15 protein-coding genes and 1 pseudogene are annotated in these 18,514 nt (G+C 50.6%); 4 read left to right on the top strand and 12 right to left on the bottom strand.

Annotation, left to right across the window (positions count from 1 at the left end; translation table 11 throughout):
* Positions 1–185 precede the first annotated feature (185 nt).
* Positions 186–1,409, top strand: coding sequence for a threonine synthase (locus KI215_RS15430; protein WP_420830151.1), 1,224 nt, complete (start codon positions 186–188; stop codon positions 1,407–1,409).
* Between the two features lie 49 nt (positions 1,410–1,458).
* Complete coding sequence (locus KI215_RS15435; protein ID WP_212773562.1) at positions 1,459–2,664, top strand: trans-sulfuration enzyme family protein; 1,206 nt, start codon at positions 1,459–1,461, stop codon at positions 2,662–2,664.
* A gap of 489 nt (positions 2,665–3,153) precedes the next feature.
* Here KI215_RS15435 and KI215_RS15440 read toward each other — a convergent pair whose 3' ends face one another.
* The 10 genes and pseudogenes from KI215_RS15440 to KI215_RS15480 form a co-directional block, all read right to left on the bottom strand.
* A complete protein-coding gene (locus tag KI215_RS15440; protein WP_212773563.1) occupies positions 3,154–3,384 on the bottom strand; it encodes a hypothetical protein in 231 nt (76 codons plus the stop codon).
* 653 nt (positions 3,385–4,037) lie between these two features.
* Positions 4,038–4,246: pseudogene (locus KI215_RS16055) on the bottom strand (ABC transporter ATP-binding protein); the annotation flags it as partial.
* A gap of 198 nt (positions 4,247–4,444) precedes the next feature.
* On the bottom strand, positions 4,445–4,675 hold the full coding sequence (locus KI215_RS15445; RefSeq protein WP_212773564.1) for a hypothetical protein: 231 nt from the start codon (positions 4,673–4,675) through the stop codon (positions 4,445–4,447).
* Positions 4,676–4,707: 32 nt separating this feature from the next.
* Positions 4,708–5,469, bottom strand: coding sequence for a lysine 5,6-aminomutase subunit beta (kamE, locus tag KI215_RS15450; protein WP_212773565.1), 762 nt, complete (start codon positions 5,467–5,469; stop codon positions 4,708–4,710).
* Positions 5,420–7,048 (bottom strand): lysine 5,6-aminomutase subunit alpha, encoded by a 1,629-nt coding sequence (gene kamD / locus KI215_RS15455; protein WP_212773566.1) that lies wholly within the window; start codon positions 7,046–7,048, stop codon positions 5,420–5,422. The genes kamE and kamD overlap by 50 nt, the downstream gene beginning before the upstream one ends.
* 21 nt (positions 7,049–7,069) lie before the next feature.
* Positions 7,070–8,686, bottom strand: coding sequence for a lysine 5,6-aminomutase reactivase ATPase KamC (gene kamC / locus KI215_RS15460; protein ID WP_212773567.1), 1,617 nt, complete (start codon positions 8,684–8,686; stop codon positions 7,070–7,072).
* Between the two features lie 129 nt (positions 8,687–8,815).
* Positions 8,816–9,853: a lysine 5,6-aminomutase reactivase subunit KamB gene (gene kamB / locus KI215_RS15465; RefSeq protein WP_212773568.1), complete on the bottom strand. Its 1,038-nt coding sequence runs from the start codon at positions 9,851–9,853 to the stop codon at positions 8,816–8,818.
* A gap of 5 nt (positions 9,854–9,858) precedes the next feature.
* A complete protein-coding gene (gene kamA, locus KI215_RS15470; protein WP_212773569.1) occupies positions 9,859–11,193 on the bottom strand; it encodes a lysine 2,3-aminomutase in 1,335 nt (444 codons plus the stop codon).
* A gap of 49 nt (positions 11,194–11,242) precedes the next feature.
* The gene (gene kdd / locus KI215_RS15475; protein WP_212773570.1) at positions 11,243–12,310 is read right to left on the bottom strand and encodes an L-erythro-3,5-diaminohexanoate dehydrogenase; all 1,068 of its coding nucleotides are present in this window, start codon (positions 12,308–12,310) and stop codon (positions 11,243–11,245) included.
* A 158-nt stretch (positions 12,311–12,468) separates the two neighbouring features.
* A complete protein-coding gene (locus KI215_RS15480) occupies positions 12,469–13,878 on the bottom strand; it encodes a sigma-54 interaction domain-containing protein (RefSeq protein ID WP_212773571.1) in 1,410 nt (469 codons plus the stop codon).
* A gap of 333 nt (positions 13,879–14,211) precedes the next feature.
* Between KI215_RS15480 and KI215_RS15485 the strand changes: the two genes are divergently transcribed.
* Both KI215_RS15485 and KI215_RS15490 read left to right on the top strand, forming a co-directional pair.
* Entirely contained in the window at positions 14,212–14,469 is a 258-nt protein-coding gene (locus tag KI215_RS15485; protein ID WP_212773572.1) for a hypothetical protein, read from the top strand.
* Positions 14,470–15,177: 708 nt separating this feature from the next.
* Positions 15,178–15,660, top strand: coding sequence for a hypothetical protein (locus KI215_RS15490; protein ID WP_212773573.1), 483 nt, complete (start codon positions 15,178–15,180; stop codon positions 15,658–15,660).
* 888 nt (positions 15,661–16,548) lie between these two features.
* Here the strand turns inward: KI215_RS15490 and KI215_RS16405 are convergent.
* Positions 16,549–16,740 (bottom strand): GNAT family N-acetyltransferase, encoded by a 192-nt coding sequence (locus KI215_RS16405; RefSeq protein WP_420830152.1) that lies wholly within the window; start codon positions 16,738–16,740, stop codon positions 16,549–16,551.
* 943 nt (positions 16,741–17,683) lie between these two features.
* Positions 17,684–17,980: a hypothetical protein gene (locus KI215_RS15495; protein ID WP_212773574.1), complete on the bottom strand. Its 297-nt coding sequence runs from the start codon at positions 17,978–17,980 to the stop codon at positions 17,684–17,686.
* Positions 17,981–18,514 lie beyond the last annotated feature (534 nt).

Below are 18,514 nucleotides of genomic sequence, written 5' to 3' on the forward strand. Positions count from 1 at the left end.
CAAAATTAAACTATTATTGGAATAAAAAATGCGATCCCATGGAAACAGTGTCCAATGGGGTACAGGGTTCACCAGATGGTGAAAGCCAAACAAGTTTACACAATTTTCGACTTGATCGATATAACCAATCTTGGGATTTGTTAATATATTATTAAACCCATCCGATAAGTAGGAGTTGGATCGAGTTGTACAGTTATGTCTCCCATCTTTCATGCCCAAAATGTCACCGAACCTACAGAACAGAAGAAGAACATCATCTTTGCCAGTGCGGGTCTCCCCTCAGGGTGCATTATCATCTGGAAGAGTTAAAAAAGGTATACCAGCCTGTTCATTTGAAGGGGAGGGAGAACACCTTATGGAGATATCATGAGCTACTTCCTGTTCAACATCCCGAACATGTTGTCTCCTTGGGCGAAGGAATGACTCCGTTGATTCCCATGTTCAAGATCGGGCAACAGATGGAGATTGCCCAATTGTACATGAAGGACGAAGGATCTCTTCCAACCGGAACATTTAAAGCGCGGGGAGCGGCCGTCGGTGTATCAAAAGCGAAAGAACTGGGTGTACAGGAACTGGCCATGCCTACCAACGGGAATGCGGGTGCTGCGTGGTCGCTCTATGCGGCAAGAGCCGGTATTCGAGCCAATATCGTGATGCCGGTCGATGCCCCGGAGGTTACGCGAAAAGAGTGTGCCGTCTCCGGCGCCCGCCTATATCTTGTCAATGGCCTTATCAGTGACGCCGGGAAAATCGTGGCACAAGGGATACAGGATTTCGACTGGTACGATGCCTCTACACTAAAAGAACCATACCGGATCGAAGGGAAAAAAACCATGGGTCTGGAAATCGCTGAACAGATGGAGTGGAAAATACCTGATGTGATTATATATCCCACAGGAGGCGGGGTGGGATTGATCGGCATTTACAAAGCGCTGCAAGAATTGCGGAACCTCGGTTGGATTCAGGATCGGCTTCCCCGGTTGGTTGCCGTACAAGCAGAAGGATGTGCCCCCATTGTCAAAGCGTGGGAAGAAAAGAAAAGGGAATCCGAATACTGGCACAATGCCTCCACCGTTGCTTTTGGAATCAACGTACCGAAAGCGTTGGGAGATTTTCTCGTACTGGAAGCGATTTACCAGACTGAGGGATGCGCGATCGCAGTGGACGATACTTCCATTTTGGAAGAACAAAAGCGGATCGCCCAGTTGGAGGGTTCGTTTGTCTGTCCCGAAGGTGCTGCAACGTTTGTTGCCGCTCGCCGTCTGAGAGAAAACGGTTGGATTCAAGAAGGGGAAACCGTTGTCGTGTTGAATACGGGAACAGGAGTCAAATATCCCTATACCATACAGGCAAAACCGCTTATTCTCCAACCCGGTGAATCTATCGAAATGGAACTCCATAAGACATGACCGATTGGAAACGTTAAATCATGATTGATTCTAGAAAGGAGCAGGGATCATGAACAAACAGTCTCATCATCAAGAGCTGCCTCCCGACAGACTCAAAAATGAAACCTTGGTGATACACGCTGATGATGAGGTCACCAACGACGGGACGGTAGCCCCGGCGATTTATTACTCAGCCACGTTCCGCGCGCAAGATTCAGCCGAATTTGCAGACATGGCGGGAACTCCTCGCCACCCCCGATATTACACACGTTACGGCAACCCAGTACATGAGCGTGTCAAGAAAGTGATGGCTGAGCTTGAAGGAACAGAAACCGCACTGGTAACCGGCTCTGGGATGGGGGCGATTGCCACCACCATTCTTGCGCTGGTCAGCGCTGGCGACCATGTGATTGCCCAGACGCGGCATTATATGAGTACTGCCAAGATCATGGACGAGATGCTGCCACGATTTGGTGTCGAAGTAACCCTGGTTGAACAAGCCGACATCACCGCCTTTGAAGCAGCGATTCGGCCCAATACCAAGCTCATCATGGTGGAATCGCCGGCCAATCCGACTTTGGTGGTGACCGATTTGGCTGCCGTGGCGGAGTTGGCCCGTTCACGTGGGATCATCGTTGTGGCCGACAACACGTTCGCGACGCCGATTAATCAGCGCCCTCATGATCTGGGCATCGATGTGGTCGTTCACAGCGCAACCAAATATTTGGGTGGACACCATGATTTGACGGCTGGCGTGATCTGCACCAGCGAAGAGTTGGCCGAGCGTATTTGGCACACGCATATCTCCATCGGCTCAGTTCTCTCACCGATGGATGCGTGGTTGCTATTGCGTGGTTTGCGTACGCTTCCGATGCGGGTCGAACGCATCAATGCCAACGCCCTTGCATTGGCCGAGTTTCTGGAGGAGCAACCGCAGATCGAGCGGGTGTATTATCCCGGACTGGCCAGCCATCCGCAACACGAGTTGGCAAAACGCCAAATGCGTGGTTTCGGCGGAATGATCGCCTTTGAAATCAAAGGTGGTTATGACGCGACTGAGCGCTTTGTTTCTGCACTGAAATTGTCGCTTAACGCAGTCAGCTTGGGCGGGGTCGATTCACTGGTGGTTCATACTGCGGCGATGTGGGGAGGCGTGATGACCGAGGAACAAATGCGGACAGCTGGGATTCAGCCCAATTTCGTACGTTACTCGGTCGGCCTCGAGCATATCGACGACCTGAAAGCGGATCTGCTACAAGCGCTGCAGGTGGTTTAATGCTGCTTGATAGATTGGAATGGATCCTGCACCGATTGGCCGGAACGTTTTTTTCCGGCCTCCAACATATTTCGACTCAGACAATCATCTGTTTGTTTTGCCGTAATCTGATCCGACCTGATGCCCGGTTTGTTTTGAAACACGCTTCTTCTTTTTGGCTTGAGTTCGACAATGACACAGAACCAACACGGGTTCCGGAACGGAAATTTCTTCAATACGTCAATTCCCTGACCCTTACGAACAATACGAAACCGGTTGTGTGGGTAGCTATCTCACGTCTTATTCGCTTCTAACCTACTTCTTCAAAATTGCACAAAGTACTGATTTTATATAGCCTTCCCAAACCGAATCGGCGTTTGTGTTCCTACTATGTGGTTGATGAAGTTCCCTAATCAGACCAGCGCCAAGCTGGTCTTTTTCTTTTTCCCACTTGGGAAGTAAATGACTTGAGTCATGTGTCCAAATTTAATGATATGAGCCGCTGTCATCTCATTTCACCCGCCAATACTTATGTAATTCTTCAATTTCCGCTTCCTGCTTATCTAATATGCGTAAGACGCATTCATGGCTACATGCGTGAAATACTTCCCAATAAGTGCCAACCTTGTCCTCATCAGGCATTTCCAGTTTCATGCTGATCCATCCAGACGGCAAATTATCTGTCACACGTCTTTCCACGTCACCGCAGTTATCACATTGAAAAAAGATGCCTTTTGCCATTTTCTCATCCTCCGTTGTGATCACCTTACAAAAAATCTACCTGGACATACCCAAGAAAAACATCCAGACCATCACCATCAAGGGTGAAAACAAACGCTTGAAATACTGGTACTTCTTCGTCAGCAAAAAAGAACGGCAACGGATCTGTGACAATCCTACGCAAACAACTGAAACCCGAAAAAATTCCCGGACCTGATCCGGCCGAAGGCATGATTGACGATTCGTCGACCGACAACGGGCAGCAAGATGGTTCGTTGGGTGGCGGTACCAATTCAAACGATCAAAGCGGGGGTTCCGACTACTAGTCGGCCCTCTTTTTTTTGGGTCTCCAATCATGCAGGACGGACGGAGTACACCGGATCGGTGATTGATCATTCTGCCGAGTGTCATCAGGCGGTTCTCCCGCCTGATCCACCATCGGCCCGGCCCGTCCCCTAAAGACGTGTGAATTCGTTTCCAAGACGGTAAATAAGAAACAATCACATTGCCCATGATCAGACTATCTTTATATAAGGACGGCATGACAAATTCTATACGCATGAACGTTCATTCCTTTTCACTGGTATTAGTTGTATTTATTTATTAGGATAGAAGATGTTGGAATATGCGGCTACCCTTTCGACAAAGGTTTTCAAAACATCGGTTCATCCTTGAAGTCGTTGCGGCGTGTCGACAGCGAGTATCCGCCCTTTGTGAAACATCGCCACCCGGTCACACAAACGCTCCGCTTCTTCCATGTAGTGGGTGCCAGGCCAATCGTTTTACCTTCTTTTCGAAGTTGGAGGATGAGCTCCCACAGCTCGCGGCGGGTGTTTGGATCCAATCCGGTGCTGGGTTCATCGAGAAAGACAATCTCCGGATCAAGGTTAACGTACAGGGGGCCGGTGAAAAAATGATGACCGCTAATGACAATTAGCGGTCATTTTTCTTGCTATTTGAGAGAAGACTCATGCCCATCAAACTAAAAGTCGCCCCAAAATGAAAATAATGGTTTGGTATCATCGAGGGAATTGGAAGGATTGAGCAATCTTTCTCCCCGGTGAGGGGAGTTTTTTCCCGTCTATTTCGCTTCCATATAACGGTTCAACAGCAGAGCATTCACCATCATGGTCAGCACACCCGACAAGATTTTTCCGATAAAAATCCCCAGAGATCCTATTAAAAACAATTGATCATGTACCAGCGCGCCTACAAAAATAATCCAGGCTGAACCTTTTCGATATCCCCAAACAGACAGGATAAGAAATGAAACCGGTCCCTTACCGTCAGAGACCAGTTGATGGTAATTCAATTAATTCAACTCCACTTCTGTTCCATTGCCGGTCAACGTCCCTCTTTCCTTTTTTCCTCCCGGCGTACAATCTCATGCACGATGAACGACGCCACGTCAGGGGCGAGCGTACCCGGCCCGAATCCCGCGTCGTAACCCAGTTCCAGCGCCAACTCGTGATGGATGCGCGGCCCGCCGCAGATGAGGATCAGCCGGTCACGCAATCCTTCGGCTTCCACCAGTTCCACCAATTCGGTCAAGTTGGTGATGTGGACCCCTTTTTGCGTCACCACCTGGGAAACAAGGAGTGCGTCGGCATTCAGCTCGATCGCTTTGGCCACCATCTCCTCGTTGGGCACCTGGGAGCCCAGATTATACGCATCGATTTCAGGATACCGCTCCAAGCCGTACTCCCCATTATATCCCTTCATATTCATGATCGCGTCAATGCCCACCGTGTGAGCATCTGTGCCGGTGCAGGCCCCGATCACGACCACTTTGCGCCCGATGCGCTCCCGGATGAAGCGGTTGATCTCGTAGAAATCCATTCGCTCGGACTCTACCTTGGGAACCCGGATGTGTTGGTAATCGACAGTGTGGATGCATTTGCCGTAGACGATGAAAAAGGTGTATCCTTCGCCCAGATCGGCCATGTGGTAGACTTGCGGTTCCTCTATCCCCATCTTGAGCACCAGTTGCCGTGCTGCCTCGCGTGCCTCTTCCCCGTAGGGAACGGGAAGGGAAAAACTGAGTTGGACGACCCCGTCATTCAACGCGTCCCCGTAGGGCTTCACCCGTGTGAAGTCGATCGCCATCGCCCTCTCCCCCCCTGTTCGGAAGACCCAGTCGTTGTCTCAGTTCGGTTTCAAACGGATTGAAATAGTCCTCTCCCTTTTCCAACACACCTGACAGTCCCCGTCCGCCATGGAGCGGTCGTTTCACATCGGCGAACATCCCGCGTTCGATGGCGGTGAACAAACCGATCCGTCGCACTTCCTCCAGCATGGCGACGGCTTTGGCCAACACCTCCTGCGCACGCCGCTCAATCCGTCCGCCCGGTCGAAACAGGATTTCCTCTCCCAGATGCCGCGCGTTGTTGAAAATGTATTGAGCGTTTTCAATCGCCAGTTTGCGGTCGTGAATATGCGGCGTATGCATCGCTTCCGTCATCATGCCCAACAGTTGCACGCCCTGCCCTGTCAGGATGCTGACCAGGTTGAACAACGCATCCTGGATGTGTCCTTTGAAAATGTTGCCAGTCATGTGTTTGGTCGGCGGCATGTATTTGAGCGGGGCGTCGGGGAAAATCTGCCGGGCCATCTGGGCCTGGGCAATCTCCATCAACAGTCCGTCCTCGAGGTCGGGGTTCATCTCAAAAGCGTGACCCAGCCCCATCTGCTGTGGCCGAAGACCGGAGAGGAGCGCCAGTTGTTCGTTGATAAACTGGGATGCCAACACGGTGTGGGCGGACTCCACCGCATCTGCCGTGGTCAGATAGTTGTCCTCCCCGGTATTGATCATGATGCCGGCGTAGGCGTTGATCATCCGGGAGAATGACTGGTCGATCAGGGTGCGTTGCATATTGATATCGCGGAAGAGAATGCCGTACAAGGCGTCGTTCAGCATGACGTCCAGCCGCTCAAGCGCTCCCATCACCGCGATCTCCGGCATACACAGCCCGGAGCAGTAGTTACACAGACGGATGTAGCGGCCCACTTCCTCTCCGACCTCGTCCAGCGCCCGCCGCATGATACGGAAGTTTTCCTGGGTGGCATAGGTACCGCCGTAGCCCTCGCGGGTCGCACCATAAGGGACATAGTCGATCAGGCTCTGGCCGGTACTGCGGATCACCGCGATAATGTCTGCGCCCTGACGTGCTGCCGCTCTTCCTTGTACCACGTCTTCGTAGATATCGCCCGTTGCAACGATCAGATACAGATACGGCTTGGGGCCTTCCCCCAAACGTGCGATCAATTCATCCCGTTGATTTCGGTTGGCTTCGATTTTGTCCAACCCGATGCGAGCCAGCTCCGCCCCTTTCCGCCGGATTTCCGCCCGATCCCGCAGGGGAATTCGGGTGAGATCCAGTGCACCCACTGCTACTTGTTCGGCGATCTCCTGCGGATTCAGCCCCAGCGCAAGCATCGCGTTGATTACCCATGTGGCCGCCCCGAGTTCCAGCTGCTCGCGTACCCTCAGGTGGTCCACCACCACGTTGGGCAAAGGAACTCCCTCAGCATCCACCCCGTCGATGCCCATCAACCGCAACACTGTCCGCTCCACCGCCACTGTGGTGCGCGACGCCACAAACCGGTCCACTTCAGCTGCGATGTCCGCCGACGCCTGACGTGCACGATCGATCTGATCAGGGTCCAGTCGCAATTTGACTTCCATGATCCCCCTCCTCACTTCCCGTCACCGGGTTGATTTCTTTCTTTGAGAAACCAATCTCCGCTCTGCGTCCCGCACAACCGCCTCCGGCATACCCATCAACCGGGCCACCACCGTCGCTTGACATGGAATCTCATCCCCCGCCTCCAGCGGCATCAATCGGTAGTCAATCCATTCCCGCCAATTTTCGGTTCGATGGAACGCAGATGTGTCAGGTGGACGTTTCCACCCCGCCGTCCGATAACCGCGGATGCCCGTCACTTCCAATACCTCATGGTGATGTGTCACATGGACCGCCCAGTGCTCCCCGCATGCCAAATGGGCGGTTACTGCCGTAGACAATGCTGCTCCCTCCGCCGGGTTGGTGCCCCTGCCCACCTCGTCCAAAAGGAGCAACCCGCCGGGGCGGCGTCTCAACAATACCCCCAAACGTGTCATCTCTGCGCCGAATGTGCTCAATCCGGCTTCCGCATCCTGGTCATCACCGATCATGCCGGCGAGGAAAGGAATGAGCGGAAGCTCGCAGATTTTTGCCGGTACGAAGAAACCGTAATGGGCCAGGGCCACCACGACACCCAGCGTTTTCATCGCCACCGTTTTCCCGCCCATGTTGGGCCCGATGATGACAGTGACACCACGCTTTACCTCCAGATCCAGCGGAGTGAATGTGTATCCATGTTCAGCCAGACGCTCCGCCAACACAGGGTGAACCGCCCCTTTTAACCGGATCGGGCCGTCGGATCGGCGTGGTCTACTACCATTCCACCGCTCGGCCAGACGCAACCGGGCCCACTGCAGGTCAAACCGTGTAACGGATGCCAGCCAATCCAGCATGAGTGGTATGTCCGGACGAAGTGCAGCAGCCAGCCGCGCCAAGACGGCTGCCTCCACTTCTTTGATGCGCTCATCGATTCGCTCCTGTTCCGCCATCCATTGCTGCTCTTGAAGCGTGGGCTTGGCATGGTATACGACGTCAAACGGCGTTTCCCGCACGGGAGTCAATGCATTCATCGCCGACAACTTGGTCGCTTCGGGCGACCGACGATCCACCACCCATTCGCCTTCACGATTGCGGCAAACTCCCGTCAACTGTTCGATCTCCCTCGCCAATGCCTCCCGGTACTCGCGAATGTTTCGCTCACATGCCTCCCGGCGACGGCGCAAATCGGCCAACTCCGGATCAAACGAGTCATCCAACCGGAATGCGGGCCCAAGTTGAGGACGGGGATCGAGTTTGTGCAAACACGCTTCGATCCGGTTGACGTCACCGGGGGAAATCCACTCATGCAATGACTGTCGGATCAAGCATTTCGCCCACCGATGCATATGCCACAACCACTGCTTGAGTTGAAACCATTCGGAGAGACCCGGCACCTCCCCACGTTCCAATCGGTAGAAGATCGGTTCTACATCAGGTAGATGCCGCAAACATGCTTCCACTGCTTCCCGCCATTCGGGCTGACGAGCCGTATTCATCAACCCCTCCAATTCCTGAAGGGACTCCTGCCATGCCGCTTCCTGTCCGGGAACAAACGGTGCCAACGATCGCTTGGCCCGTTGACCAAACGGCGTAATCGGTTGAAACAGGGACCAGATTTCCGGCCACGACAGCGCCTGCCCGGTCTTCTCATCCATCCACATGACCGTCCCCCTTCTTTCCCGTGGTGCATGGTTTTTGCTCCTATTTCTCCTCAGCTCAAAGGGCGCTCGCCGGAAATCGATCACTCTTCTCTGCGATCAATGAATGACCCCATCCCCCGGAGTACGCCCTCACGCTTCGCTCGGCATCGCATCCCGAACCACATCCACCACGGGAATCTCACTGATCACTTCCTGCACCCGATTTTTCATCTCGACGGGATCAAACGAATACCCCTCCGGCGAAACTGGATTCACCGCGACAGCCACCAGTCGGACCGCATGCAGGTACCGGATCTGCCCGCCCATCCGGTACCACCTTCTGACCGTCGGCATCGTGGCAAAACAACGGGTCGGATCGGACAGCAGCAACGTGAGCGGTCGTCCGGTCTCCAACATCTGCTGCAACATACGATCGGTCAGAGCACCGGGCAATGCCAAGGCCGTCCATTCCTCACTTTTCAAATGCTCCTGCCACACCTGTCGATCCACCAACAAACTGGAAAAAGGGAGCGACCGCAACTCTCCATCGCTCACCCCCATCAAAGCCCTTTCCCGCAATGCCATCTCGATCGCATTTCGCTCCAGCCCGTCTTCCACCATGGGGAGCGTGAAGATCCTGACGGTTTCCTCTGTCTTTTTCACCACAGTTTGTAAGGTACGTCCCATGCTGGCCCCGACCACCAACACAGCCCCTTGCGTAAGGAGCGGACTGGCGGACACCTTGCGGTCATAGGCACCATCGACCAATGTGAGTGGCACCCCGTGATCCTGGAAACGGTGCAAAATTGTCCGCACTCCTTCCGCTGACGGTACCCCGGCCAGTTTGACTTGTGTCGGGCACGTGGACCGAGCAAGATAAATGTCACCGAGCAGAGAATGAACGGGAGTGGCTGCGACCATCTCCCAATCACCGCCGCGCGGATCCAAACAGGATCCCGCCGTCGCCACCCACGTACCGCCAGGAACGCGGATGGGCGGCTTGGGCCTGCCGCTCCAAGCGTCCCGCTCTTCTCCGTCCACTCCGATGCTGAGGAGACCGACGGGGACACCACATGACCGGGATTCGGCGATCAATGCGTTCAACACCGTGGTCTTTCCGACGTTTTTGGCCAACCCGACAATAGCGAGGGAAGCGATTCCCTCTCTCTGCACACGAGACAACAGCATGGTCGTTACGTTTGTGTCAACTCCTTATCCTTGGCGGTGTTTGCGGTTTTCTTCTGCACAGGCTTGCGCGCCTCTCCCGGATTCACTTCCCCGACTCGGCGTTCTTCACGCGGCAATTGTTTCGGCTCGAGGTTGATTCGTTCGTCGCTCATCAACGCGGCCACGCCGACATTGTTCCCTTTGGCAGCTTGACATTCCGGGCACTCATCCGGGTTGTGCGGCTTATAGTGGGGTGGTTCCGGATAGGACGTGATCACGCCCTCAAAGTTGCGCAACACGGTTTTGGTCGGGCTTTGCGAAATAATGTAGTTGGGGCTGAGTGGGATTTTGCCGCCGCCGCCCGGCGCATCCACCACAAACGTCGGCACGGCGTAGCCCGACGTATGGCCACGCAGAAACTCGATGATCTCCAATCCCTTGGAGACCGGGGCACGGAAATGGCCGATCCCTTCGGAAAGATCGCATTGGTAGATATAGTAGGGACGTACACGGATCTTGACCAACTCATGCATCAGTTTTTTCATCACGTGCGGACAGTCGTTGATCCCAGCCAAGATGACCGACTGGTTGCCGAGCGGTACACCTGCATCAGCCAACATTTCGCAGGCCCGTTTGGCTTCCGGCGTGATTTCCTTCGGGTGGTTGAAATGCGTATTGAGCCAGACGGGATGATACTTTTTCAGGATTTTGCACAAATTTTCCGTAATCCGTTGGGGGAATACGACCGGTGCCCGCGTACCGATCCGGATGATTTCCACATGCGGGATTTCACGCAGGTTGGAGAGCAGATATTCCAATATACGGTCGTTCACCAAGAGACCGTCCCCACCGGAGAGCAACACGTCCCGCACAGTCGGCGTGTTGCGGATATAATCGAGGCAGGCGTCCATCTGCTTCTTGGGCACTCCCATGCCGATCTGTCCCGAGAAACGTCGACGTGTGCAATACCGACAGTACATTGAGCATTGGTTGGTGATCAGAAACAGAACGCGGTCCGGATACCGGTGCGTCAGTCCCGGCACAGGGGAATCCGTATCCTCCAGGAGCGGGTCCTCCATATCGTACGGCGTCCGCATCAGTTCGCTGGACACCGGTACTGACTGTAAACGGATCGGGTCTTTCGGATCATCGGGGTCCATCAACAAAGCATAATAGGGAGTGATGTTGAGCGGGATCGTCTGATTGGAAATCTTCACCCCTTCCAGCTCTTCCTCAGTCAGATTGACCACCTTTTGCAAATCCTCCAATGTGCGGATCGTGTGGGTCAATTGCCACAACCAATCATTCCACTGCTCATCCGTCACGTCTTTCCACAGTTCCACTTCACGCCAGTCGCGCATGTAGGATAACCCCTTTCTTGATTTGAAAATATGATTTCAGTCGAACGGATCATACCCGATGTGCTGAGCCTGCGTAACGGGAAACATACAACTTCCGCAATCCCTCACATTCCCGCAAGATCTCCAGCGTCAGCGCTGCATGTCCTCGGGCGTATCCGTTGCCGATCATCATCTGCACATCCTTACCGACCCCTTCAGCTCCCAGTGCTGCTGAGGTAAACCGGACCGCCATGCTGAAAAAGCAGACCGTTCCCCCATCCTTCGTCGCCAAAATGGCGGGCAGCTCAGTGCCGGGTACGTTGACGCAGTTGATGGTAACATCAGCCAGCCCCCCATCTGTCACCTGTTCCACTTCTGTCAGAACAGCGACAGGATCGGTAGCGTCCACCCGGATGAGCTCATCGGGCAATCCCAGTGCAGCGATGTCGTCACAAGCCTGTTGGCCGTATTCCAGCGCGATCACCCGCCCCTTGGGGCCTACCTGTTTTTTCGCCTGATACAGACACAGCAATCCGGATTTCCCTCCGGCCCCCATTACGATCACGGTTTGCCCCGGTTTCACGAGACGGGCGGTTTGTGCCGGCGCCCCGCAAACATCCAGCGCGGCCAGTACCACGCGCTCCGAGAGATCCTCCGGCAGACGAGCAAACGGCCCGCTGGCAAACAGTACTGCTTTCCCCGTCACTTCTACCTGCCCTGTTTTCATCTCCACGTCTTCAATCGATTTCAAATGCAAAGGCGTCAGCGTCAACGACACCAAAGTTGCGATTTTGTCCCCCACCTGCAGATGTTGATCGGGAAAACGGGGTCCGACTTCAACCACTCGTCCGATCAGCATCCCTCCGGAACCCGTGACCGGGTTGTGCATCTTCCCCCGCTCGCGAACAATCTCCGCAATGCGGCGCTTTACCGCTTCCGGATCGCCGCCAGCTTCCTCCTTCAACTGAGAAAAAGAAGCGGAGTCGATATTCAACCGGAGCACGTCGATCAACAGCTCATTGTCATAACATACCGGACGGGAATCCAACCGCCATGCCGGCTGGGGCAACACTCCTGAAGGCTCCAGTACCCGGTGCAAACCCAACGGATGTCCTTTTCGAACAACAGATTGCGTCAAATGGGTTCCTCCTTCCTTGCCGGTCCCTCACCCGTAATAGTTGCAATATTCGTTCCAACACCAACAGCCCCATACTTTCGGGTAACAGAAAAAAAGAGATGCCGATTTTTCGGCATCTCAGGTTCTCGACAAGTTGGCGGTCTCCGTTTTCCCGTCTGTTATGGCCGTTCAATCCCCAGCTTTTTTACCTTGTACTGCAACGTCTGACGCGGAATCCCCAGCCTTTTGGCCGCTTGCACCATATTTCCCCGACAATCCGCCACGGCTCGGCGAATCAACCGCTCTTCCACCTGTGCCAGTACCTCACGCAAAGACTGTCCCGACTCCCACTGCACATCGTCAACGAGCGGGGTGTCATCCGCCCCCTCCAGCATATGCGGCGGAAGGTGTTCCAAACCGATCACCTTCCCCTCCAGCACGTTCATTGCACCTTCAATCGTGTGCTCCAGCTCCCGTACGTTACCCGGCCAATCATATCGGGCAAAAAGGCGTTCCACCTCCGGTGCAACTCCGATCACGTCGGTACCCAACCGATCGTTGTACTTGCGAATAAAATGATCGGTCAACAACGGGAGATCCTCCCGCCGTTCGCGCAGCGGCGGCAGGGTAATACGCACCACATGTACCCGATAATACAGGTCTTTGCGCAGACGCCCTTCCTTGATGCTTTCCAGCGGATCTTCATTGGTTGCCGCCAATATACGCACATCCACCGGACGCACGCGGGTATCTCCCACTCGCCGCACAACACCTTCTTCCAGCACCCGAAGCAACTTGGCCTGCAAATCCAACGGCATCACATGAATCTCATCCAAAAATATCGTTCCGCCGTCAGCCAACTCAAACAATCCCGGACGATCTTCCGCACCGGTAAACGCTCCCTTCGCCGTGCCGAACAAAATCCCTTCCAACAAAGCGGATGGAATCGCTGCACAGTTTTGTGCGATCAAGGGATGTTTTCCCCTTGGGGACGCATGATGGATGGACTGGACCATCAACTCTTTTCCGGTACCGGTCTCACCCACGACCAAAACGGGAGAATCAGTCGCCGCCGCTTTTTTCGCACGCGAGATTTCCCGCATCATCCGCTCATCTTGCGTCAAAATCTGCTCAAACCGGTATCGCTGACGTATCTTGGACGCTCGACGACGGCTGGGTTCGCGGATTTGCGTTTGCAATTCGATGACGGTTTCAGACAGTTCTTTGATGCGCGTGATGTCTTTCGATACCTCGACCGCGCCAACCAGATGCCCGTTGACGCGCAACGGCAATGTCGTGTTGATCGTCACGATCCGCTTCCCGTAGCGATTGTGGTACGTTTGTTGCTGATTGTAGATCGGTTGGCCGGTATCGATCACTTTCAACAGAGTACTCGTTTTTCGCGTCAACGAAGGGAAAGTGTCCAGTACGTGCATGCCGATCACTTCCTCGACATCCATTCCGTCCAACCGGGCGGCTACGGGGTTGTAAAACAGCGTAATCCCGTCCAGTCCCACCACATGAATACCTTCATCGATACAACGCAACACCTCGTGCATCATCTTTTCCGACATCGCCCCATGCGTCATGTTTAACACCGCCTTCCAAAGGGGTGAATATGCCGAAAATTCGTCATTTTCATTTTAAACTGCCGGAAATTTGGCGTCCATAGCGTATTTGTCTGATCTGGTTTTCCCGGGTGAGAGGCAAAACAAGTCAAACCGTTACATATAAAAATCTTACTTGGTATGTTCCTGCACATGAGCTGTTTTATTTTTTTACGACATATCCAGTGAGAGTATCTACACCTGACATTTCCTTTTTGAAAATCTATAAGAAACCGATTAAACCTTGTTGAAACGACATGGGTTGAAGTATACTGAAAATACCTATTTTCTCGATGAAAAGGAGGGTGAAGGCCAGTGTCACAAACGGTTTCGGATCAAAAAGATACTCAGGATAAGGAGAAGAAAAAAGATACTCAGGATAAGGAGAAGAAAGAAGAGGAAGAAAAAGAGCCATTATGGGAAAGGGTATTAGATTTTATCTTCATGCCCTATGATGCTATTAAGGCGATTAAGGACTGGTTGAACTTATTGCAGTTTATCAAATGGATTTTTCAAGGAATCGCTTGGGTCTTTAGAGGAATTTGGAGGGTGATTACTTCGCTTTTTGATTGATTGGGAACATCAGGAACAAGGTTATAGAGAAGTGAGTAAAATTATTCGCTATCATTTACCTTGATTTACCTGGATCTGGCAGCGCTGAAAATCAATGTCGGTCAGCTTGATGTTAATCAGTTCGCTCACGCGAACGCCCGTATACAACTGTTTTATTGAATCGATTCAAAACGGTATGGACAACTCCGAACAACACGTGTATTGCAACATGAAAAGTAGTTTGCGTTCCCCGAATTAGAGTATCACTACAACTGTTCTTGGTTTTTCGGGATTGAGCATTCGGAATCCATGCATGCTCATCAATGATTTGACGAGCGAATCACTCACGATGGTTGATATCGGACCCAATTTTAAGGGGCTGATAATGACATAGGTGCTACAAAACCCGTCCTTTCTCAACATGATCGGTTTCCTAAAAGACTTAGGGAAAACTGTACCGCTACAGTAAGGTAACAGGCACCCTGTTACAATGTTAAGATTAGAAGGGATTGGACACCACATTGTGGATTTTGCCCAGCTTTTATGCTGGGTTCTTTATGGCCTAATATACTCTCAGCCCATCAACCGCGTGCATATTGGGGTAATAGCAGCGAAGCTGTCACCAGGTGAAAAATAGAAAGAGTGGTGAAGGCTCCTTATTGAAAAAACCTTTACATGACCGTTGCAGAGATTTGAAATTGAGCTTCCGAAGGTTCATGGGGGGATAACATGCGCATCTTTTTTAAGAAATTTGCTATCGAAGTTCTGTCCTTTTTTTATCTTGCTTTTTTATCTTGTCTAACCAGTTTCCTCATAACGGAGGTCTCTATTTTTATTTATTCAGCTAGTACTAAATTCAAAGATATTCCTCCTTTTTTCGGTAACATCGTAATGGCTCCTTTCCTTATTGGTTCAGGTTTTTACTTTGTTTTTATACACTGTCCTTTTTACCTATTGGCTTGCTATTGTGTCAAATGGAAAACCAATAAACTCGTCTATTATATTGGAGTTAGCTTTCTTGTGGCTAGCATCTTGGGATATATTGAGATGTTTGTACGCTCAATTGGAATTGAGGATCTACGTGCACCCCTAAACCTCTTCACCGCTGTATTCTTGTTTATATCAGGTGTTTCCTTTTCTGTCTATTTTAGGTTTAAAACCGCCTTCGGTCCGGATGCCATTCCGTTAGAAAAGAAGGAGCGAACTGGGTGACGTAGAACCTGATCAATACAAGGATATTCCTATAGAACAAAGGGTGTTTTTTTGGAGCGAAAAGGATGCTAAAAAAGCTGTATATAAGAAGCAATATTAAGGTGTTGGGGAGAGGGGAAACCCTCTCTTTTTTGTGAGTGATGTGACAAACTTGCCATGGTGAAAGAAAAGAACCCAGCATAAAAACTGGGCAAAATCCACAATGTTGCGTCCAATCCCTTCTACCTACTATCTTAACATTGTAACAGGCCAGTGCCATATCCATTTACTCGGGAAGGGTACACCTCCCTTTCATTGTAGTACTCTGGAAAAAGGTCTCCACTTATAGATTCCATAAAAAGTAAAACCCTCTATTGAGGGTTTTACTTTTTATGGAATCTACTATGCCTCTGACGACATTTTCAAAGCCGCTTGATACCCCAAATTGCAAGGACGATAGCTAGTACTATGGATATTCCGTAGATGATAGAGGACAAAGATAAATGAGATTTAAACAGTGCAACTTCACTGGAAGTGGGATTTCATTCTGGTTATCGATAAGCTCACCCCAGATCTTGTCACCTATAGTAGAGTAAACAAATGACCAGAGAAGCGGAATGATAAAAATAAGGATTCCAACTACTAATACCACCTTCAAACCACAGAAAAAAATTTTCGATCCATTTTAACTCTCCTCTCATATCAACCTTTTCATCATTTATTCACCCACTCCACATTCACGGTTTCGATGACCCCCCTAGAATTGAACAAAAAAGTACCACTTAAGGCTCTTGGTACACACATTCACTTTTTCTTATCTCTAAACCCCCGATTAATCAATAACCTTCTGAATTCAACTAGAAAAAATATACTACATATAATAGCATGCCGGATAGTCGGCAAAGAATATTACAATAAAAAACGCCACTTCTTGAAAGCGGCAAATCCCTTCCCTGACTCAGAACCAATGCCTTGGCATTGAAACTCTTTTAGCAGATATATAGCGTACAATTCACCGTCGTAACCGGGTTCGCCAGAACGTTCACGTCCTTCACCTGTGAATCCAACAATTGTCCCGAACTCATTTTCCGCAACATACAATTTGTGTTGATGTGTTGTAGCCGTTTAATCCATCTCTTCTCACTGTCGGAATAAGACATGTTGATTACATATTCATTTGGAACAATGGAGTTGTAAGTGGTACGCCAGCTATCGACATGAACTTTTGCAATAGCAGAACAGTCATTGAGCGTCCCCGGACGGATTCTAATTGCCATAAACACACCCCCGGCTTATTAAATTCGAGTTGTCCTTCTTGCCACGCCAAATAGGGAAAACTCACCTACACCTGGTGACAGCTTTGCTGGTATTACCTCGGAGAAAAAGACCGACCGGGAATGGGATCGACTTTGTTTTATATAAATACACCCCCTCCACAACTAATCTTTCGTAGTGAGAGCCAATTTTGTGTTCACTAGCTAAATCGTAGATCATGTTTCCACACCTATTTTTGGGATGCGTAAATGGGACTATTGATAAAACGATTATTACGTTGCTCGAGCGGTGTCCCAATAGGGTATACCCTATTGATACACTCCGCCTCTACCATTCACTGAGACAAAAGAAAAAGGCACGGAACGTCCGCGCCGTTTAACCATTTGTTGTGGGAGCTAAGGCTTTATTTTTTATCTTACAAAGAAGATATGCTGGGGGTTGCTTTTTAAAGACGATGATTCCTATGGCGCCTTTTATTCTCTTACTTCAGTAATGCTTTGCAACAAAAATATTTTCATCTTCTTTCTGACCCGCATAACTAGCAGTTGTTCAAAAGGGAGAACATCGACGACGTATCCGGTATATTGTTCCTTGCCTTTCTTTGTTTGATATGTAATGGTGATCGCTTTCTGTTGCAAATATGATTTTCTTATCATTTGGAGTAACAAAACAAATTTCCTCCCATTAAAGGTCCTTAATACATTTTTCCTGTAGTAAAGTGAAATGGCTTTTATGGGAAAAATCCGCACTCGTCGTGTTGTCTTCCCAATTATCCCGTTAAGATACGCTTATATCCTTTACCCATTCTTAACAAGGTCTCCATGGCGTATCGTCGTGCTTTTTGTTCCGATGTAATCCCTTGAGTGATCTTCACGATATCACTAATCACTTTTTTTCCTTCTCTGAACACACAAATTTGAAAAAGAGACCACGTGGTGCCTTCGCGCTGCATCAAAATAATGGGACTGTTTAAGTGGCTTCCTTCATAAAGCCATATGTAATAAGAATTTTGCCCTGATTTTGATTCTTTAAAAAGAACAGGCAGTAATTTTTTTTGACTTCGCATTATTGGTGAACCCCCTAGAATGAGGCTTTCTCTGGTTTTTGGGCCTTCATCTCTATCGCCCCATCAGGAAATAAGGAAACATTTGTTAAATACATAGGTCTTCATACCTAGTATAATGGTACTTTTGTAGTGTTTGTTTCGATAAAGAGATATGTCAGAGGTTGCGAAATTTTTCGAGACGGGCAAAGTTTCTTTTTTTGCAGGTTCCTAGGGGTGTTGGGAAGAGATGAAACTCTCATTGTCTCATAACTCATCGAAACGGTCACTATTGAGACTTTGATTTTGATACTGAGTTTTGAGACCGAAAGAAAGCCTGTTTAGCGGCAACACAAGGGGCTTGGGCGGAGAGTCTCAAAAACGATCGTTTTTGAGACTACTAAGGTCTACTGTCGATTCGTACCCATGGCAACAACGCACCTTTGGGATCACAGTAACTTCTGTAATGATCCCATCTTGGATCGGATAAATAAGCTGGATGCTTACCGTTTAAATGAAGAGATGCGTCTGACTAATGAAATCGACGCCTTCGAAAAA

The organism is Polycladomyces abyssicola (assembly GCF_018326425.1).
In the GTDB taxonomy this organism is placed as follows: domain Bacteria; phylum Bacillota; class Bacilli; order Thermoactinomycetales; family JIR-001; genus Polycladomyces; species Polycladomyces abyssicola.